The sequence below is a fragment of the Zarconia sp. genome (assembly GCF_057467645.1).
In genome coordinates, this window is the sequence record NZ_JBRJXU010000180.1 from 1 (window position 1) to 16,308 (window position 16,308).

Consider the following 16,308-nt stretch of genomic DNA (forward strand, 5'->3'; position numbering starts at 1 on the left):
GCAAGGCAGCGATCGCCTTGGCTTTGCCCTCGGGACGGACATCGGCGAGGACGTTTTCTGGGAGAATTCCCAGAGACTCGGCGATGGTGCGGGCGGCTTCGGGGCGATCGCCCGTGAGTAACATCACCTGCAATCCCATTTGTTGAAGCTGATTTACCGTTGATTTTGCCCCCTCTCGCAGCCGATCTCCAATCGCGATCGCGCCAACATTTTTTCCGTTAACGGCGACGTAAACTACTGTTTTACCGCTCTGGGCGAAATTTTCGCTGGGGGGTTGTACTTCTGGGTGGATAGCGATGTCCGCTTGGGCCAGCCACGCCCGATTGCCGACCAGGACGGGTAGTGCTTCCCCTTCAAGTTCGATCGTGCCAGAGACTCCCAATCCCGGTATAGTCTGGAAGTCCCGCCCGGCCAGTAGAGGAATTTCCTGGTCTCGGGCATTTTGGACGATCGCCGTTGCCAGGGGATGCTGGGTTCCCAATTCCACCGATGCCGCCAGTTGTAGTAGCTGTTGGAGATTCCAGGGGGCGATCGCGTAGCAGTCGGTGACGGTGGGTTGCCCGGTGGTCAGGGTTCCGGTTTTATCGAAAACGGCGGTATCGAGCGATCGTAACCCTTCGAGTACGTCTCCCCCACGAATGAGCAAACCCTGGTTCGCCCCAATCCCCGTTCCCACCAGAATCGCCGTCGGTGTCGCCAAACCCAAAGCACAAGGACAAGCCACCACCAAAACATCAATGCAGAGTTTGAGACTCAGCAGCAGGGGGGAGTAGTGGTGGGGAAGTGAAGCGTGAACCTGTCCCATCGCAGGAAACTCGCGGGCGTTAGCGAGGGCATCGGGCCAGAGGTTCGTACCGATGAAGAACCAAAATAGGAACGTCCCGGCGGCAACCCCCATCATCGTATAGGTAAAGTATCCCGCCACGGTATCGGCAAACCGCTGGATGGGGGCTTTGCGAGTTTGTGCCTCCCGTACCAATTCCACGATTTGTGCCAGGGTGGTATCCTTACCAGTACGCAGGGCGCGCACCACGATCGCCCCCGACTGATTCAAAGTTCCCGCCGTAACTCCATCCCCAGCTTGTTTGGCAACCGGCATCGGTTCCCCTGTCAGCATCGACTCGTCCACTGTCGTTTGACCGGAAACCACTTCCCCATCCACGGGTATCTTTTCACCGGGAAGGACTTGCAGCCATTCCCCAACCCGCACCTGTGCCACCGGTAAGTTGACGATTTTGCCTTCCGTGACATCTTCGGGATTGGCAACCCAGCGCACGCTTGGTGGTTGTAACCCCATCAAGTTTCGCAGGGCGGCACTGGCTCGATTTCGCGCCCGCATTTCCAAAGCACGACCCAAAAGAACGAAACCGAGCAGCATCACCGGTTCGTCGAAAAAGCAGTCCCAACCCAGTCGGGGGAACCACAGGGCGGCGCTACTCGCCAGGTACGCCGTCAGCACCCCCAACCCCACCAGGGTATTCATATTCGGGGCGTTGTGGCGCAGACCCTTCCAGCCCTCGACGAGGATAGGGCGACCCGGTAGGAGGAGGGCGGCGGTGGCGAGTGCGTAGTGAAGCCAGATATTACTAAAGCCCGGAATGGCGGGAAATCCCAGCATTTCCAAATGACCGAGGGTGGAGATAAAAATCAGAATGGCGGCGACGAGGAGTTGTTGCCGCAGTTCTCCCAGGGCGGCGGCATGGCGCTCTTCCGAGGCTTCTAAATCTGCAGCGGTGAGGTCTGCATCGGGATGGCGGGGTTGGCTGGGAAATCCGGCTGCGGTCAGTTGGGCGGCAAAGTCAGCGGGACCGATCAGGTCGGGTTGGTATTCGACGGCAGCGGTTTCGAGGGTGAGGTTCGCGGCCGCCTTGACTACACCCGGTAGCCCGTTGAGTTGGCGTTCGACGGCTTTGACGCACCCCCCGCATCGCATCCCTCCCACGTCGAGGGTGGTGGTTGCTACGGCAGCAGCAGAGGGCATTTGTTCTCTGGAAGGGGAAGTTTGCAGCATACAACCTAGAAGGGGATGGGCTCTCGAATCGACACCACCGATTTTAAACCCAGCCGTCGCGGGTTGCTGGTTTTTGTAAGAGTATTTTTCTAGTGTTTGGGTGTGGGGTTTGGGCAATAGAAAAGCGCGATCGCACTTTTGAACTCACACGAAATTTCTTGGGTTTTTCCTCCCCTGCCTCCCCTGCCTCCCTTGCCTCCCTTTCCCCATTTCACCGGAATCTAAAAAAACGACTACCTGTAAGCCCACCCCCTTTCGGAGAACTGTCGAATGTGGCGATACACAGCGTGAATCTTCATACACAAATTCGCTGTGTGTACGCCGTGGCAACCATACTGAAGATACTCCGAACCGAGGCGCTCTTCTCGATGCCTCCACTCTCGAACGAGGCAGATATGAAAACCATCAGTAAATGGATCGTCACGGGATGTCTGGAACTGGTTTTTTGCTTTTGGCTGTTGGGAACGGCGGCGAATCTTGTCAGTTCTCCAAGTAACGCCAAAGTCGGACTAGGTGTTTTTTGTTACTTCACCGGGTTGCTGGCAATACCCGGTGCATCTGCCGGATATGCGATCGCTCGCGTTGCCGATGCCAGAGCCAGACAAAAGCAGCTCCAAGAAGCCTTTCCCGATGACGAAATCGCAGGCAAAACGACTGTTTTGAAACTTCTAGACGCTAAGAGGTCATGTCGATGAAACTTTTCTCTCGCCGTTTTTGGACAACTGCCGTATTAACTGGATTTATGGGATTGGGTGCCGCATCGTGCGGTGTGGTTCCCGGTACGGCTAGCAAGCGCATTCCCGCTGGATACGTGGGATTGAAAGTGGAGTTGTACGGTGAAAATCGCGGGGTCCAAAATGCCACGATTAGCACCGGTAAAGTTTGGTACAACAGCTACACGGAAGAAGTGATCGTGTTTCCCGATCACGTGCAGTATTATATTTTGACGGCATCCACCGAAGAAGGCTCTCCCGTGGATGAAAGTATTTCCTTTGGTGTCGGCGGAACCACCGTCAATGCAGATGTGTCTCTGTCTTATTTCTTCGATACGGAGAAAATTAAGCTCTTCTACGGCAAATATCTCAAAGACCCGAACGAATTTAAGGCGACATTGGTGCGCAGCGAAACCCGCAATTGTTTTAACACGGCGGCGACGGGACTCAAGCCGGAGAATATTATCGGTGAAAAGCAGGCGGAATTATTGGGGAACGTGCAAAGTTGCTTGAACGGGAAATTCGATGCGGTGGGAGTAACCTTCGACTCCATCGGCTTCGTGAGCAAACCCCGATTTGCCCAGGAAATTGAAGCCCAAATTACCGCCCGATTCCAAGCCGAACAGCAAGCCGAAGCGGCGAAAGCTCAACTGGAAGTGGCAAAAGCAGAAGCCGAACGTAAAGTTGAAGAAGCCCGAGGGGATGCGGAGGTTGCCCGAATTCAGCAGTCTTCGGCGACTTCGGCGAGTATCCGCCTGCGGGAGTTGGAATTGCAAGAAAAAGCGATCGAAAAGTGGAATGGGGTGTTGCCGATGTATTCGGGTGGAGAAGCCCCCGTACCGATATTTGAGGGCGGTACGAGTCCGGTGGTGTCGGCAACGGAAAATCAATAAAAAGTTTCGGGTGAGGGTAGGGTGTGGGGGTTTTTGTACCCATGACTCCCATCCACATTGCCTCGCTGGACTTTCAAACATCCTTCACCCGTACTGACGTGTTGTGAGGAATGAAGTGCGATCGCCTCTTGTACGCGATCGCATGAGAAAATATAGGGAGTTAGCATCAGCACATCATCGTATTCCCTTCCCCTTTAACCCTTCCCCCTTCCCCTCCAAAGGTCTAATATGTCCGATTCCCCCTCGATAAATCCGTGGCATTACAAACCCTGGTGGTGTCAACCGTGGTCGATTCTTCTCACCGGTACGACCCTGATTAGCGGTAGCTGGTTGTTACTGCATCGAATTTGGGTGACGGTACTCGTGGCGATTCCGATTTCGATCTGGATGGGGTTTTTCTTGCTGGTATGGCCTTCGTTGATGGCTCGCTATCTGGAGTCTCAAGAAACGGGACCCAATCTCAAATCCAGTTAGAGGTCGTGTTGCATCATCGATTTTGCGGCAATTTTTTGCAAACACTCGATATAGCGATCGCCTAAAGTTTCCCACGCAAAGTTTTCGATCGCAAATTGATAAGCCGATTCGCTCAAATATTCTAATTTCGAGTCGAGGATATCCCCAATTACCCGAGCAAATTGGTGGGCGTCGTAGGGTTGAATTCGATACCCGTTCCTCCCATCGCAGACGACATCTCGAATTCCTTCGTCAAAGACAGCATCGAACGAACTCGAACGATGCCAATAAAACTTGCAACTCAACGTCAACGTGCTGACTCGAAAACTCAAGGTAAAATTTTTATCTCTCATGATGATGAGAATAGAAATCTTGCGAAATTTTACCTGAAAAACGCTCGATTACAGACCATTTTCTAAGACTTCTTGAATTGTAAACTCGGATACATACCCTTTGTAGAGATCCGAGAAATTCGCACAAACTTTTAATGTCGTACTCGCCATCGAAGCTGCAACGCTTGCACGATCGTTAACGTGTTTGAGATAAACTAAACTTAACCCTTCTTGAAGCGCTTCTTTACCTAAATTATCGACGCAAACACCATCGATCGCTTCGGAAATTTTTTTGAGACCGAGTCGTTCGACCCGCTCTAATACTTCTTCATTACAGCCTGAAAAGCTATCCCAATCAACCTGCAGAGTTATCTTCGTACCGGCTTTTTTCGCCCACGCAGCCTCGTAAGCGGGTATCGTCTTGTTCTGTAGCTGGTGAATGATGCGCTTTTCCCTTAATCCCACGATCGATCCGTCCACCCGATTTGATACATTAGTTGATACTTAAGTTCGTAACTTTAAGTAGGGGCAACCTTGCTTGCCGAGCTAATCATACCATTTCCCAACGTCAAGGTAACTCCGCCTGCGCGTAGGACGGAGCTTGGGTAGGCAACAACTGCCGGAACTTGACTACACCATAGAGCCTAATCCTGGTACGTACTTGGAAAAGACTCGGACAGTTCTCGATCCGCAACGTCCGAATTCTCGCTCGTGCAAACGGGCTACTTGTAAAGCCGTCCTTCTAGGACGGGGTTTCACACCCAGTAATTTTTGATGACATCCACCCTCAGCACGATCGAAACTCGGTTTGACAAAGCTCTCGTGGCGGCGTTCGGTGACGAACTTTCGGGAACCGACCCCATCATCGTTCCTGCAAGTAATCCCCGATTCGGCGACTACCAATCCAATGTCGCCATGTCCTTAACCAAACGCCTCAAACAAGCACCTCGTAACATCGCCCAAAAAATTATCGATCGTCTCGACGTTGCCGATATTTGCCAGACGCCAGAAATTGCCGGTCCCGGATTTATCAACCTCACTCTGAAGCCAGCGTATTTGGAAGGGCAACTCCAAGGGATGCAAACGGACGATCGCCTGGGAATCGCCCCCGTCGAAAATCCCCAAAAAGTGGCGATCGATTTTTCCAGTCCCAACATTGCCAAAGAAATGCACGTGGGACATTTGCGATCGACCATTATCGGCGATAGTATTGCCCGCGTTCTCGAATTTCAAGGACACGACGTTCTCCGCCTCAACCACGTCGGCGATTGGGGAACCCAGTTCGGGATGCTGATTACCTACCTTCGGGAGGCATATCCCGATGCACTCACCACTGCCGATGCGCTGGATATCGGCGATTTGGTGGCATTTTATAAAAAAGCGAAATTGCGCTTCGATGAAGATGAAGACTTCAAAGCTGCATCTCGAGATGCGGTGGTGAAACTGCAAGGGGGAGATGAAGATACCCGCAAAGCCTGGCAACTCCTGTGCGAACAGTCGCGGCGAGAGTTTCAGAAGATTTACGATGGGTTGGATATCAACCTCACCGAACGGGGGGAGTCCTTTTACAATCCCCTTCTGCCTCAAATTGTCGAAGTATTAGACGAACTGGGTTTGTTGGTGGAGGATGAGGGGGCGAAGTGCGTTTTCCTCGAAGGCTACACCAACCGGGAAGGTAAGCCGCAACCCCTGATTATTCAAAAGTCTAACGGCGGCTACAACTACGCGACGACGGATTTGGCAGCCCTGCGGTATCGCATCGCCGAAGATGGGGCAACTCGACTGATTTATATTGTGGATGCGGGGCAGGGAACGCACTTCGCTCAGGTGTTTCAAGTGGCGAAACGGGCGGGGTGGATTCCCGAGACGGTTGAAGCGATTCACGTTCCCTTTGGCTTGGTACAGGGGGAAGATGGTAAAAAGTTGAAAACCCGTGCTGGGGAAACGGTGCGATTGCAAGATTTGCTCGATGAGGCGATCGTCCGCGCCCGCACGGATTTGGAACAACGCCTGGAAGCGGAAGAGCGCACGGAAACCGAAGCCTTTATCTCCCACGTGGCCCAAGTGGTGGGGTTGAGTTCGGTCAAATATGCGGATTTAAGCCAAAATCGCACTAGCAATTATGTTTTTAGCTACGATAAAATGCTGGCGTTGCAAGGAAATACCGCCCCCTATCTTTTGTATGCATACGTGCGAGTTCAAGGCATCAGTCGCCGGGGAGAAATTGATTTTGCGAATTTGGGAGAAAATGTCAAAATTGGACTCACTGAAGAGGCGGAATTAACGTTAGCTAAACATTTGTTGAGTTTGAGTGAAGTTCTCGATACCGTAGCGGCAGAATTGCTGCCGAATCGTTTATGTCAGTATCTATTTGAGTTGAGTCAAAAGTTCAATCAATTCTACGAGCAATGTTCGGTTTTGAAAGCGGAAGAACCGCAACGAACTTCTCGTTTGATGTTGTGCGATTTGAGTGCTCGCACGTTGAAGTTGGGTTTGTCGTTGTTGGGAATTCAGGTTTTGGAACGGATGTAGGGCAATGGACAATGAATAGTTAACAATGAATAATGAAGAGTGGGTTTGGTATTGAAGGTTTGCTGCTCGACAATCGAGCGTCTACCCGTGGCGAGAGGAGGACTTTTTTCAGGGATATTTTTGTTTTTTGTACTATAAATCAGTATAATTTCTCCTCTAGGAAAACTATCACATCCCCCAAACCCCGTCAATTCGTTCTCCAAATGACTCCATTCTCAATTATTGAGGGTAACAATCAGCTCGATCGAATCGTCAAACCTAAAGTTATGTAAAGATATTAGGTAAAAATCGATCGATTGCGACAATCTGGCGAACAAAATGGGTTGGGATCGTCATTTGCCAGACCGAAGAAGAAATTAAGGAAGATATCGAATGGAGTTCTGGGTGGTTTCGGCAAATTCACGCCAATTGAGAGAGGTCGTACCCACATATTGAACGTGAGCCAGTTGAATGTTGTATCGCCCTTCCCGTTGGGCGGGTTCAACTCCAGCGCGATCGGCGACATAGACAGTATTTTTCATATCGTCGTCGCGATGATAGATAATCACCCGATCGACATGACGATTTGGATTGATTTTCCATTCCCCCGTTAAACCGGTTTTATCGTCATGGATTTGAAACAGATAGCCATGGGTAAAAATGACCATGACATTTTCGCCGGGTTTGATAATATCGCGAGCTTTCATAAACCAGTTCCCATCAGGCGATCGTTCAAGCAAAGATATAAAAGTGCGATCGGATCTCGTTTCTCGGGGATTTTGCTAAACATCGATCTCGATCGCACAAACTTGCCATTTAAGAGCTGACGTTCGCGATTAAGCTTGAGTTTGTACCAAAGACAGAACGATTCCCACCAACGTTCCCAGTAAAAGGGTAAGGGTTGCTAGGGTACTAATCGCAAAACCTGCCGTTCGTTTCTCGGCGGCTTGATAGTATCCCCAGGCAAAGATAATCCGCCCGATAACCCAAACCAAACCAATTCCCGCGCCCCAAATCGGATTGGTAAAGATCGAGAATAACCAAACAGCCGGTAGAAATAAGATTAACTGCTCTAGGGTATTTTGCTGGACGCGAACCACTCGTTCAAAATCGGGATTTCCCGACATTTGAGGGGGCATCACTTGATATTTCATTCGAGCGCGACCGACATTAACGGTCACCACGAAGTAAACAATTAAAGCAGCAACAGTGACTAAACTCGTCCAGGGATAAATCATGTTTCAATGTGTGTTGTAAATGAGGGTTGAGTATGAAGGTTACAGAACAGTATCAAGGAGATCGAGAGTTAGTGATGGAATGGGGTTGCATGGGAAAAGTTTCGAGATCGACAGTCCTAATCGAGACAGAGCGATCGCGCAACCCCATTCCCATCGGCTGCAGCGAAAACTAAGGTGACAAAGACTCCACTAATTCGATCGAAAGTTCGCCATCTAATTCCTCTAAGGGAAGGGCACCTTCGACGACACACTCGCACACGAGATTATCGAGGAGATCTTTGATCACCGCAAGGGGAACCGCCAGACTTCGACCCGTATCTTCCACAAAATTGGCAACGGTTCTGGCCACCTCAGACAGCAGTCTCCCATCTACGTACAGCTCTTTGTTGGGATACTTTTCAAAAAATTCCAGCAGTGTCAACTCGTTATCTTCGCTCACGGATAAGATAAATGCCGCTCTTAGGGCTTGAATTTCGGCAAATCGAGCTTTGTTAAAAAAGATTTGACCGAGCTGGAACAGGGCATATTCCCCCGGTAGCGAGTAAAAAACATCGTCAACGAAACCCAAGCTCACCCCCAGTTTGGCATTCAGAACGCTCTGAGCGGCTGCGGGAGGCGTTTTGGTGGCCTTGAACACGAAATCGAGAGTGGGGGTCGTTTCTCCGGTTTCGGCGAGTCTCCGCAGAGACTCAACAGACACGGTTCTCTGGAAAATTCCGTAGGTGAGAACGACATTCTCGGCGGCGACGGTTGGCAGAGCGGGGAGGGCAACACTTGAAAGCGTACCCATGGAGACAATGCTAGCCACAGACAGCAACTTTGATGCGCGGCGGCGGCACCGGCGCACCAAATTGTTCGTAAAAAACGACATAATTTTCTTCTATAAACAGGTGACAGGATAAGAGTTGGGACTCGGGGCATCGCAGATGGCTCCTCGTCCCCGGTCTTCTCTACTTTTTCGATCGATGGGGGAAGATCTATTTTTGAGAGGAGAGGCTCTCCTGTTCTCCTGTGTCGTCCGGTTCCGCTGCAATTTGGGTTGTGACCTCAAGCGCAGCCGGTTCGGTGGCGAGTTCGGGTTCGCTTTCCGATTCGACAGAGGGTTCGGTGGCGGTGTGGCTGGTATTGCAGGTTTTACCCGATGCGCTGCTCGCCGATAGGGTACCGTCTTGGGGTACGCTGCTGTCTAGATCCTCACAGTCGCAAACGACATCTTGTAAAACGTTGCGCACGGTTTGCAGGATGGGTTCGATTTGCTCGACAAAGGTTTTGACATCCGCAACGGCGTTGGATAAACCGCTCGCATCAATGCGAACCGTATCTTGGGGAAATTTCTCGATCAGTTCCAATGCCGAGATGAAACCGTCGTTATCAATAGCGGAGGTAATTGCGATTTCCAGGTCGTCAACGCTGCGTCGGGTACTTGCCCCCGCACCACTAATCACCCGATCGAGTTGAACCAGGAGAAATTCCCCCGTGCTGCTGTCGAGGAAACCTTCAATATCATCGCGGAAGCTGGAACTGATGGTGATTTCTTCGCGCAGGGCCGATCGCAGTACTTGGACGATATCGGTGGAGACACCTGTTGCGGTGTTTTGAACTCGATCGTCTTGTGCCCGGAGAAAGTCTTCAATTTCGGGAACGACATCACCCGCTGAAAAGTTTTTGATATCGTCGAAGGTGATGGTCACTTCCTCATTTTGATATCGAATAATGATGGATTCAATCGCCATAGCACCGGAGCAAAAGCCAAAGATTCCAAGACTTGCTCCAAGTAACAGAGAACGACCGAGAAAGATAGACTTAGATGCTGCTTTTGTAAGTGGGCTTAAAAATTGAGGTAGTTTTAGAGACATGATTTTACAGATACAGTGGACTCGCTCACAACCCGAACAATGGATATGCTGCTTTTAGATATTGTACAATGGCACGACGTTTCGACTCTTTACTCTGTAATTTTTAATGGGACACTTTATAAAGTGAAACAGATGAAGAAAATTTTTAATATTTATATTGTATGATTAATTCGCTTTGTTTGATTTTATGCTGAATCGATCTAGCTGACTGCTATTTTAGGATAAAAATCAATGTTTTTTTGTAGAACGAGGGTGCGATTCGTTTTATTGTTTCAAAAAATTTCTAAAAAATCGAAATAAAATTATTAAATTAAGTAATTTTATATTGCATTTTTGATGCAATATAAACACCAACTAATCGTTTATTTTTTTGCTTTAAAGTCGTTAATTTTTGACGATGTTTTAAAGCAAGAATAAAGCAGAAATTGTCTAAAAACTCTTGGCAAGCGAGTATCCATTGAGATCTACTCTGGACGTCACGTTAACCAAATATTGACTTGAGGCTCTCGGTCAGGACAGTCTTAATCTTAGTTAAGCACAAATTGCCAACCGAGGGTCTAAACATTTTAGAACATTGCGATTGGGAGAGCCTCGGTTCTATGGCAACTGCCGGTGCGGTTAGGACAACACCGGATAATTGTGTAATTTGGCCGAAGTCTTCCCCCGGTCGCCTCCGAAGCCCGCAGTCAATTGTGACCTTACCAATATGGCGACTGCTAGATCGCAACCCCTCGCGTTAGGCTATTCCAATGAAGAGATGCGAACAATCTATCTCAAAACACCTCGATGGTGCGAGTAGCTTGCAACAAACCCGGAACCGCTTCTGGCAGCCATTCCCCTTCGCACCGACGACCTGTATTCAGAATCAGACGCAAGCTGTAGGCATCGGGATAACCGCAAACTTCGAGCCAAAGTCGATCGCTTTCGGCTTCGCAGGTAATTTTTTCCTCATCCATCAACTCGCTTTTCATCTGACTCATGGTACTGGCGAGTCGATCGAATAAACGGCAAAAGTCCCGAAATTCCTCCTCTGTCAGCTCGAACGCCCAATCATCCGCACCCACCAATCCCTTAAATTCAACAGCCGTTGCATCCCAACCCAAGCGCCAACCCGATTGACTTTTAACGATACGACTCATGGGGAAATGGGGAATGGGGAATGGGGGAAGGAGATGATGCACAGATGGAAGGATTGGGGGGAACGGGAGCAAGATGCTCCCACGATATTCCTCTACTCCCGAAGCTCCCAAAGCCCGCAAAATACCCTATGGAAGTAATAACTCAACATCTCCCGGTTGAGGCTGGCGGGGAGGGGTGCGATCGTTCTGAGTGGGGCGATCGATCGTCGCTGGGGGTTCCTCTGGTTGGGCTGCGGCTTCGAGTAGCGGTAAATATTGAGGATTGAAGAGGCTGGTAAGGGTGTGAACGAGGGCATTTCGTTCGGCACGGCTGAGATTAGCGATGGCTTCTCGATCGCCGTAGAGGGGATTGCGATCGAATTTGTTGCCCCCCGGATACACCCCTTCAAACATTAAATCGTTGGCTCCCAAATAGTCCGCCAGGGTAAGCTTCCAGTCCAAACGATACTGGGGAGGACGACCTTTGACGTAAACGTGATACCGAATTAAGCGGCTAATTAACGTATCGTCGGGATCGACTTCGCCGGTTTCGATTTCGATGTATTCATTTTCGATGGGTAGGTTCGGTAGCTGCTCGTACACTTGCGGCCATACATCCCGAACCCGGATGCGCTGGGCAATTTGGGGTGGATTTGGGGGTGGATTCGAGGGGGATGTTGGGTCTGTTGCCGAAGATGCGATCGTCTCGAACGGTCCCAATGCGATCGCCCCAAAACCCAACAGTGACGCCACAATCCGCGAAAGGTTCGATCGCATGTGTTTCGCGTTCGCGGACTTGAGTTGCCCCTGAGACTCTCTTCGCCCTGCCACGCCCGACCCCCATCGTCTCACGAGTCTATTCTCCGATAATTTCCGTGCTGGTGAGTTCGTCGGACATCTCGATGATGGCTCGCATCACTGGCTTCATCATCGGATCTTCGAGATTCTCAAAATCTTCGTAACGGCGACGCTTGGCTCGGTTCGCCACTTGAACGGTAATCCGATAGCGATTGGATGCGGCATTGACTAAATCTTCCGCCCGACGCATTAAGTGGTGGGTATCGAGGGTATTGCGTTTTTGCATAAGTTTTTGAGGGTGTGGTTGAAGATAGATCGACGAATGTCTCTAGTGTACCGGAAACGGTCGATCGGGTGCGAAGCATGACTTGGGTGTGGCAGGTGGGGACATTGACCTAAATGAGTCAGAGCAATTTGATATTTGAATTTATCAAAACATTGAAAATTATTAAATTTCTTGCACATATATGTCATTATCCGCCATATACCTTTAAAAAATTTTAAAAATCACATCCAATTCGATCGTAAGGCTTAATTTAGATAAAACAAACGACATACATCAAAGGAGCCTCATGGATAAACTTCAAAAATATCGTGTAGCTTGCACTCTATCTTTCGGTGATATTTACGGTCAAATCATCATTTGGTTAATTGTAATTTTTCTAAGTTTGGCTGCAGCTTTAGCATTATGGAGTAGCGCCCGCGAAACCTATGCGTTATTAACCGTGGGGCTAATTTTAGTGCTTTCTTTACCCTTCTTATTATTTGCATTTGTGACCACATTACTCAATCATATTGAGTTAGAAGCTGTCGATCTAGCCGCCGAAGAAGCAGCACTCGCCTCTCGTCGGGGAAGTCGAAAGAAGCCCGCTCAAGCCTGACGAGAAACGCGCAAAAAGATAAAGGAAAAGGAGACCGGAACGATCGAGAAACTCCCTCGTCAGTCATTGTCCGGTCTTTATTATCTTTCTACATTCCCATTTTCTAATCTCGTTTTCTTGGGTTTTCTCGATCGAACTCACCAGATATAGCGCATTCCATTTAAGATATTCAACAATGCTAGAACACGACGTTTTTATTGTCGGTGGCGGACTCGCCGGGAGTCGGGCTGCGGTGGAAATTGCCCGGACCGATCCCAGTTTAAAGATTGCCGTCGTCGCCAAAACTCACCCGATTCGATCGCATTCCGTCGCCGCCCAAGGGGGAATCGCCGCGACCTTGAAAAACGTAGACGATGCTGACAGTTGGGAAGCCCACGCCTTCGATACCGTCAAGGGTTCCGACTATCTCGCCGACCAGGATGCGGTGGAAATCCTCACCCGCGAAGCCCCCAATGTCGTCATCGATTTGGAACATATGGGGGTGCTGTTTTCTCGCCTGGAGGACGGACGCATCGCCCAACGGGCATTTGGCGGTCATTCCCACAATCGCACCTGCTACGCGGCTGATAAAACCGGTCATGCGATGCTACACGAGTTAGTCAATAACCTGCGTCGCTACGGGGTGCAGATTTACCAGGAGTGGTACGTGATGCGCCTGATTCTCGAAGATGGGGAAGCAAAGGGCGTAGTGATGTACCACATCGAAACTGGAGAAATCCAGGTGGTACGGGCGAAAGCCGTGATGTTCGCCACCGGGGGATACGGCCGAGTTTTCAATACCACCTCCAACGATTTTGCCTCCACCGGCGACGGGTTGGCGATGGCGGCGATGGCGGGGATTCCCCTGGAGGATATGGAGTTCGTCCAGTTCCACCCGACGGGGTTGTATCCCGTCGGCGTGCTGATTTCCGAAGCGGTCCGGGGAGAAGGGGCCTATTTGATTAATTCCGAGGGCGATCGGTTTATGGCAAACTACGCTCCCGGTAAGATGGAGTTGGCTCCGCGCGATATCACCTCCAGGGCGATCTCCACCGAAATTCGCCAGGGACGAGGCATCAATGCCGATGGCAGTGGGGGCGGGGCTTGCGTGCATCTGGACTTGCGCCACATGGGCAAAGAAAAGATTATGAGTCGAATTCCCTTTGCCTGGGAAGAAGCCCATCGGCTGGTGGGGGTGGATTCGGTGTATCAACCGATTCCCGTGCGTCCCACCGCCCACTATTCCATGGGGGGAATTCCGGTGAATACCCGAGGGCAGGTTCGCAGTAGTGCGGAAGGCTTGGTAGACGGGTTCTACGCCGCCGGGGAATGTGCCTGCGTGTCGGTACACGGGGCGAATCGCTTGGGAAGTAACTCGCTGCTGGAGTGCGTGGTATATGGCAAAGTCACGGGAAGTTCGATCGCCGCAGACGTGCAAAATCGCAAGTTACCCCAGGTGGATGAAGAACGATATTTGGCAGAGGCGCGACAGCAGATACAGGGGTTGTTCGATCGCAGTGGCGAATACCGGATTAACGCAGTATGTCAGGCGTTGCAGGATTCCATGAGCGAACATTGCGGTGTATTCCGCAGCGATGGGTTGATGAGTGAGGGGATGCAGCAGTTGGAGAAGTTGCAGCAGCAATGCCAGCAGGTGTATTTGGATGATAAAGGTACGCTTTGGAATACGGAAATTATCGAAGCGATGGAGTTGAATAGTCTGATGGTGGTTGCCCGAACCATTCTGACTTCAGCGCTGAATCGTCGGGAAAGTCGGGGGGCACATTTCCGGGAAGATTTTACCAGCCGAGATGATGAGAACTTCCTCAAACATACCCTGGCTTATTATTCTCCGGCAGGGATTGAAATTGGCGGAATGCCGGTGGCGATTTCGATGTTCGAACCTCAGGAACGGAAGTATTAACGCCATGTGCAACTTAATTCTCCAAAATCCTCTCGCTCGGGGTCAAAGGGGAAGGGGGAAGGGGAAAAATCCCCAATTCCACATTCCCCCGTGGGGTCAGGTTTTGGATAAACAAGTTGCACGTGGCGTAATTTCTAAGCTTCGATAAAACGATGACTTTAGCAACTCAGAAGATATTTACGATCGAGGAATACCATCGCCTTACAGAAATTGGATTTTTCCACTACAGTCAGCGACAAATATTTTTACCCAATATAACTGTCGCTTTCCCTTTTTTGGAAGATCGAAATCTAAATCTATCGAATATATTTCCAAATTAATAATCCTTAGAAAGCTTTAACTCAGCATATTATTAAAATATTTTGCCCGTTCTTTACTTAAAATCTAGAGTTCTAGTAAAATTCGATCGAAATAACATTAAGAAACAATGGAAGCTATTCAACCATATTTAATTTATATAGAAATTGCTGTGGGTATCGCGGCCGGTTCGGTGGTCTTAGCCTGGGCATTTTTTGCCTTTCGCTTTTTTCTGGGAACTCGCAAGCTAACCAGCGTTCTTACCGACTTTTTTGAGTTGGTGATTGCTGGAAATCTCGATGGTGCTTACGAGATGACGAGTCCTAAATTTCAATCTCGTACTCCTCCAGCTAAATTTAAAAAATTTATCAAATCCAATAAACTCGATAAATACAAGCGAGTTTCGATGCCCGTTCCCGATCGCGCTAATAATCGTAAAACATTAGATGTAAACGTCGTTCTGGCAAACGGACGAGAAGTTCCCCTGAAAGCGGACATCATCAAAAAAGGAGAAGAGTGGAAAATTGATGTCCTGGAAAAAAATAAAAATCCAGCCCGTTAAGCTTTGAATTATCGTTTGAATCAATTGTTCCCCATTCCCCACTCTCACCCAAAACTGAGGTTAAGATCGGCCAACTAAACCTGATACCACGCCGTCAGTGCCACCGCCAGCGCATCCGCCGCATCATCGGGTTTGGGAATCACCTCTAACTCCAACTCCCGTGCCACCGCTTCCTGCACTTCATCCTTTTTGGCATTCCCGTATCCCGTCAGTGCCTGCTTAATTTGAGCCGGGGTAAACTCAACCCATTTGAGGTTTCGTTGCGCCAAAACTAACACGATCGCCCCCCGTGCTTGAGCCACTAAAATCGTATTGCCCATGCGATAGAAAAAAAGCTTTTCCACCGCAACTAAATCTGGCTTAAAGGCTTCGATTAAGGCGTGTAAATCCTCGTAAATCGTTTTCAGCCGCTGTCCGATTTCCTGTTTGGCTGGGGTTTTGATAATGCCAAAATCGAGAACTCGCACCCGATCGAAATTTTGGGAGGTTTTCGTACATTCGATCGCCCCAAACCCCACCGTTGCCAATCCCGGATCGATACCGAGAATTCGCGTTATTTCGTCTTTATCGCTCATCTACAACGTATCCGGTTCGATCGCACATAGATTCTCTACCCATTCCCCCTGCTCCCCTTGTCTCCTTGTCCCCTTGTCTCCTTGTCCCCTTGTCTCCTTGTCTCCTTGTCTCCTTGTCTCCTTGTCTCCTTGTCTCCTTGTCCCCTTGTCCCCTTGTCCCCTTGTCC

At 49.8% G+C, this 16,308-nt stretch carries 20 protein-coding genes; 8 read left to right on the forward strand and 12 right to left on the reverse strand.

Annotated elements, in window-relative coordinates:
* Nucleotides 1–2,011, reverse strand: a 2,011-nt coding sequence (locus AC2215_RS26890) for a heavy metal translocating P-type ATPase (protein WP_486813114.1), incomplete at its 3' end; no start/stop codon positions are given.
* A gap of 395 nt (nucleotides 2,012–2,406) precedes the next feature.
* On the opposite strand from AC2215_RS26890, the gene AC2215_RS26895 reads away from it, so the two are divergent.
* On the forward strand, nucleotides 2,407–2,706 hold the full coding sequence (locus tag AC2215_RS26895; RefSeq protein WP_486813115.1) for a hypothetical protein: 300 nt from the start codon (nucleotides 2,407–2,409) through the stop codon (nucleotides 2,704–2,706).
* Nucleotides 2,703–3,617: an SPFH domain-containing protein gene (locus AC2215_RS26900; RefSeq protein ID WP_486813116.1), complete on the forward strand. Its 915-nt coding sequence runs from the start codon at nucleotides 2,703–2,705 to the stop codon at nucleotides 3,615–3,617. Before AC2215_RS26895 ends, AC2215_RS26900 begins: the two co-directional genes overlap by 4 nt.
* Here the strand turns inward: AC2215_RS26900 and AC2215_RS26905 are convergent.
* Entirely contained in the window at nucleotides 3,611–3,790 is a 180-nt protein-coding gene (locus AC2215_RS26905) for a hypothetical protein (RefSeq protein WP_486813117.1), read from the reverse strand. The two genes, AC2215_RS26900 and AC2215_RS26905, sit on opposite strands and share 7 nt — an antisense overlap.
* A gap of 55 nt (nucleotides 3,791–3,845) precedes the next feature.
* Between AC2215_RS26905 and AC2215_RS26910 the strand changes: the two genes are divergently transcribed.
* Complete coding sequence (locus AC2215_RS26910; protein ID WP_486813118.1) at nucleotides 3,846–4,091, forward strand: DUF6737 family protein; 246 nt, start codon at nucleotides 3,846–3,848, stop codon at nucleotides 4,089–4,091.
* On the opposite strand, the gene AC2215_RS26915 is transcribed toward AC2215_RS26910, so the two are convergent.
* Together AC2215_RS26915 and AC2215_RS26920 are read right to left on the reverse strand one after the other, a co-directional pair.
* The gene (locus AC2215_RS26915; protein WP_486813119.1) at nucleotides 4,088–4,423 is read right to left on the reverse strand and encodes a glycosyltransferase; all 336 of its coding nucleotides are present in this window, start codon (nucleotides 4,421–4,423) and stop codon (nucleotides 4,088–4,090) included. The two genes, AC2215_RS26910 and AC2215_RS26915, sit on opposite strands and share 4 nt — an antisense overlap.
* A gap of 48 nt (nucleotides 4,424–4,471) precedes the next feature.
* The gene (locus tag AC2215_RS26920) at nucleotides 4,472–4,867 is read right to left on the reverse strand and encodes a hypothetical protein (protein ID WP_486813120.1); all 396 of its coding nucleotides are present in this window, start codon (nucleotides 4,865–4,867) and stop codon (nucleotides 4,472–4,474) included.
* A gap of 309 nt (nucleotides 4,868–5,176) precedes the next feature.
* Here AC2215_RS26920 and argS point away from each other — a divergent pair, with 309 nt between their 5' ends.
* Nucleotides 5,177–6,934 (forward strand): arginine--tRNA ligase, encoded by a 1,758-nt coding sequence (gene argS / locus AC2215_RS26925; protein ID WP_486813121.1) that lies wholly within the window; start codon nucleotides 5,177–5,179, stop codon nucleotides 6,932–6,934.
* 356 nt (nucleotides 6,935–7,290) lie between these two features.
* Here the strand turns inward: argS and AC2215_RS26930 are convergent, their stop codons facing one another.
* Complete coding sequence (locus tag AC2215_RS26930; RefSeq protein ID WP_486813122.1) at nucleotides 7,291–7,620, reverse strand: hypothetical protein; 330 nt, start codon at nucleotides 7,618–7,620, stop codon at nucleotides 7,291–7,293.
* Nucleotides 7,621–7,749: 129 nt separating this feature from the next.
* Nucleotides 7,750–8,151 carry an MAPEG family protein gene (locus AC2215_RS26935; RefSeq protein ID WP_486813123.1) on the reverse strand — a complete coding sequence of 134 codons (402 nt, stop codon included), beginning with the start codon at nucleotides 8,149–8,151 and terminating at the stop codon, nucleotides 7,750–7,752.
* 32 nt (nucleotides 8,152–8,183) lie between these two features.
* Here AC2215_RS26935 and AC2215_RS26940 point away from each other — a divergent pair, with 32 nt between their 5' ends.
* Nucleotides 8,184–8,324, forward strand: a complete 141-nt coding sequence (locus AC2215_RS26940; protein WP_486813124.1) for a hypothetical protein — start codon at nucleotides 8,184–8,186, stop codon at nucleotides 8,322–8,324.
* Here AC2215_RS26940 and AC2215_RS26945 read toward each other — a convergent pair.
* The 5 genes from AC2215_RS26945 to AC2215_RS26965 form a co-directional block, all read right to left on the reverse strand.
* Entirely contained in the window at nucleotides 8,321–9,022 is a 702-nt protein-coding gene (locus tag AC2215_RS26945; protein ID WP_486813125.1) for an alpha/beta hydrolase, read from the reverse strand. The genes AC2215_RS26940 and AC2215_RS26945 overlap by 4 nt on opposite strands.
* 106 nt (nucleotides 9,023–9,128) lie before the next feature.
* Nucleotides 9,129–9,884: an alpha/beta hydrolase gene (locus tag AC2215_RS26950; RefSeq protein ID WP_486813126.1), complete on the reverse strand. Its 756-nt coding sequence runs from the start codon at nucleotides 9,882–9,884 to the stop codon at nucleotides 9,129–9,131.
* Nucleotides 9,885–10,780: 896 nt separating this feature from the next.
* The gene (locus AC2215_RS26955; RefSeq protein ID WP_486813127.1) at nucleotides 10,781–11,146 is read right to left on the reverse strand and encodes a DUF1818 family protein; all 366 of its coding nucleotides are present in this window, start codon (nucleotides 11,144–11,146) and stop codon (nucleotides 10,781–10,783) included.
* 126 nt (nucleotides 11,147–11,272) lie between these two features.
* Complete coding sequence (locus AC2215_RS26960) at nucleotides 11,273–11,902, reverse strand: hypothetical protein (protein WP_486813128.1); 630 nt, start codon at nucleotides 11,900–11,902, stop codon at nucleotides 11,273–11,275.
* 79 nt (nucleotides 11,903–11,981) lie between these two features.
* A complete protein-coding gene (locus AC2215_RS26965; RefSeq protein WP_486813129.1) occupies nucleotides 11,982–12,209 on the reverse strand; it encodes a DNA-directed RNA polymerase subunit omega in 228 nt (75 codons plus the stop codon).
* A 286-nt stretch (nucleotides 12,210–12,495) separates the two neighbouring features.
* Here AC2215_RS26965 and AC2215_RS26970 point away from each other — a divergent pair, with 286 nt between their 5' ends.
* The 3 genes from AC2215_RS26970 to AC2215_RS26980 all read left to right on the forward strand — a co-directional run bounded on the left by AC2215_RS26970 (nucleotide 12,496) and on the right by AC2215_RS26980 (nucleotide 15,566).
* The gene (locus tag AC2215_RS26970; RefSeq protein WP_486813130.1) at nucleotides 12,496–12,804 is read left to right on the forward strand and encodes a hypothetical protein; all 309 of its coding nucleotides are present in this window, start codon (nucleotides 12,496–12,498) and stop codon (nucleotides 12,802–12,804) included.
* 175 nt (nucleotides 12,805–12,979) lie between these two features.
* On the forward strand, nucleotides 12,980–14,707 hold the full coding sequence (locus AC2215_RS26975) for a succinate dehydrogenase/fumarate reductase flavoprotein subunit (protein WP_486813131.1): 1,728 nt from the start codon (nucleotides 12,980–12,982) through the stop codon (nucleotides 14,705–14,707).
* A 427-nt stretch (nucleotides 14,708–15,134) separates the two neighbouring features.
* Complete coding sequence (locus AC2215_RS26980) at nucleotides 15,135–15,566, forward strand: DUF4864 domain-containing protein (RefSeq protein WP_486813132.1); 432 nt, start codon at nucleotides 15,135–15,137, stop codon at nucleotides 15,564–15,566.
* Nucleotides 15,567–15,640: 74 nt separating this feature from the next.
* On the opposite strand, the gene ruvC is transcribed toward AC2215_RS26980, so the two are convergent.
* Entirely contained in the window at nucleotides 15,641–16,141 is a 501-nt protein-coding gene (gene ruvC, locus AC2215_RS26985) for a crossover junction endodeoxyribonuclease RuvC (protein WP_486813133.1), read from the reverse strand.
* Between the last annotated feature and the right edge of the window lie 167 nt (nucleotides 16,142–16,308).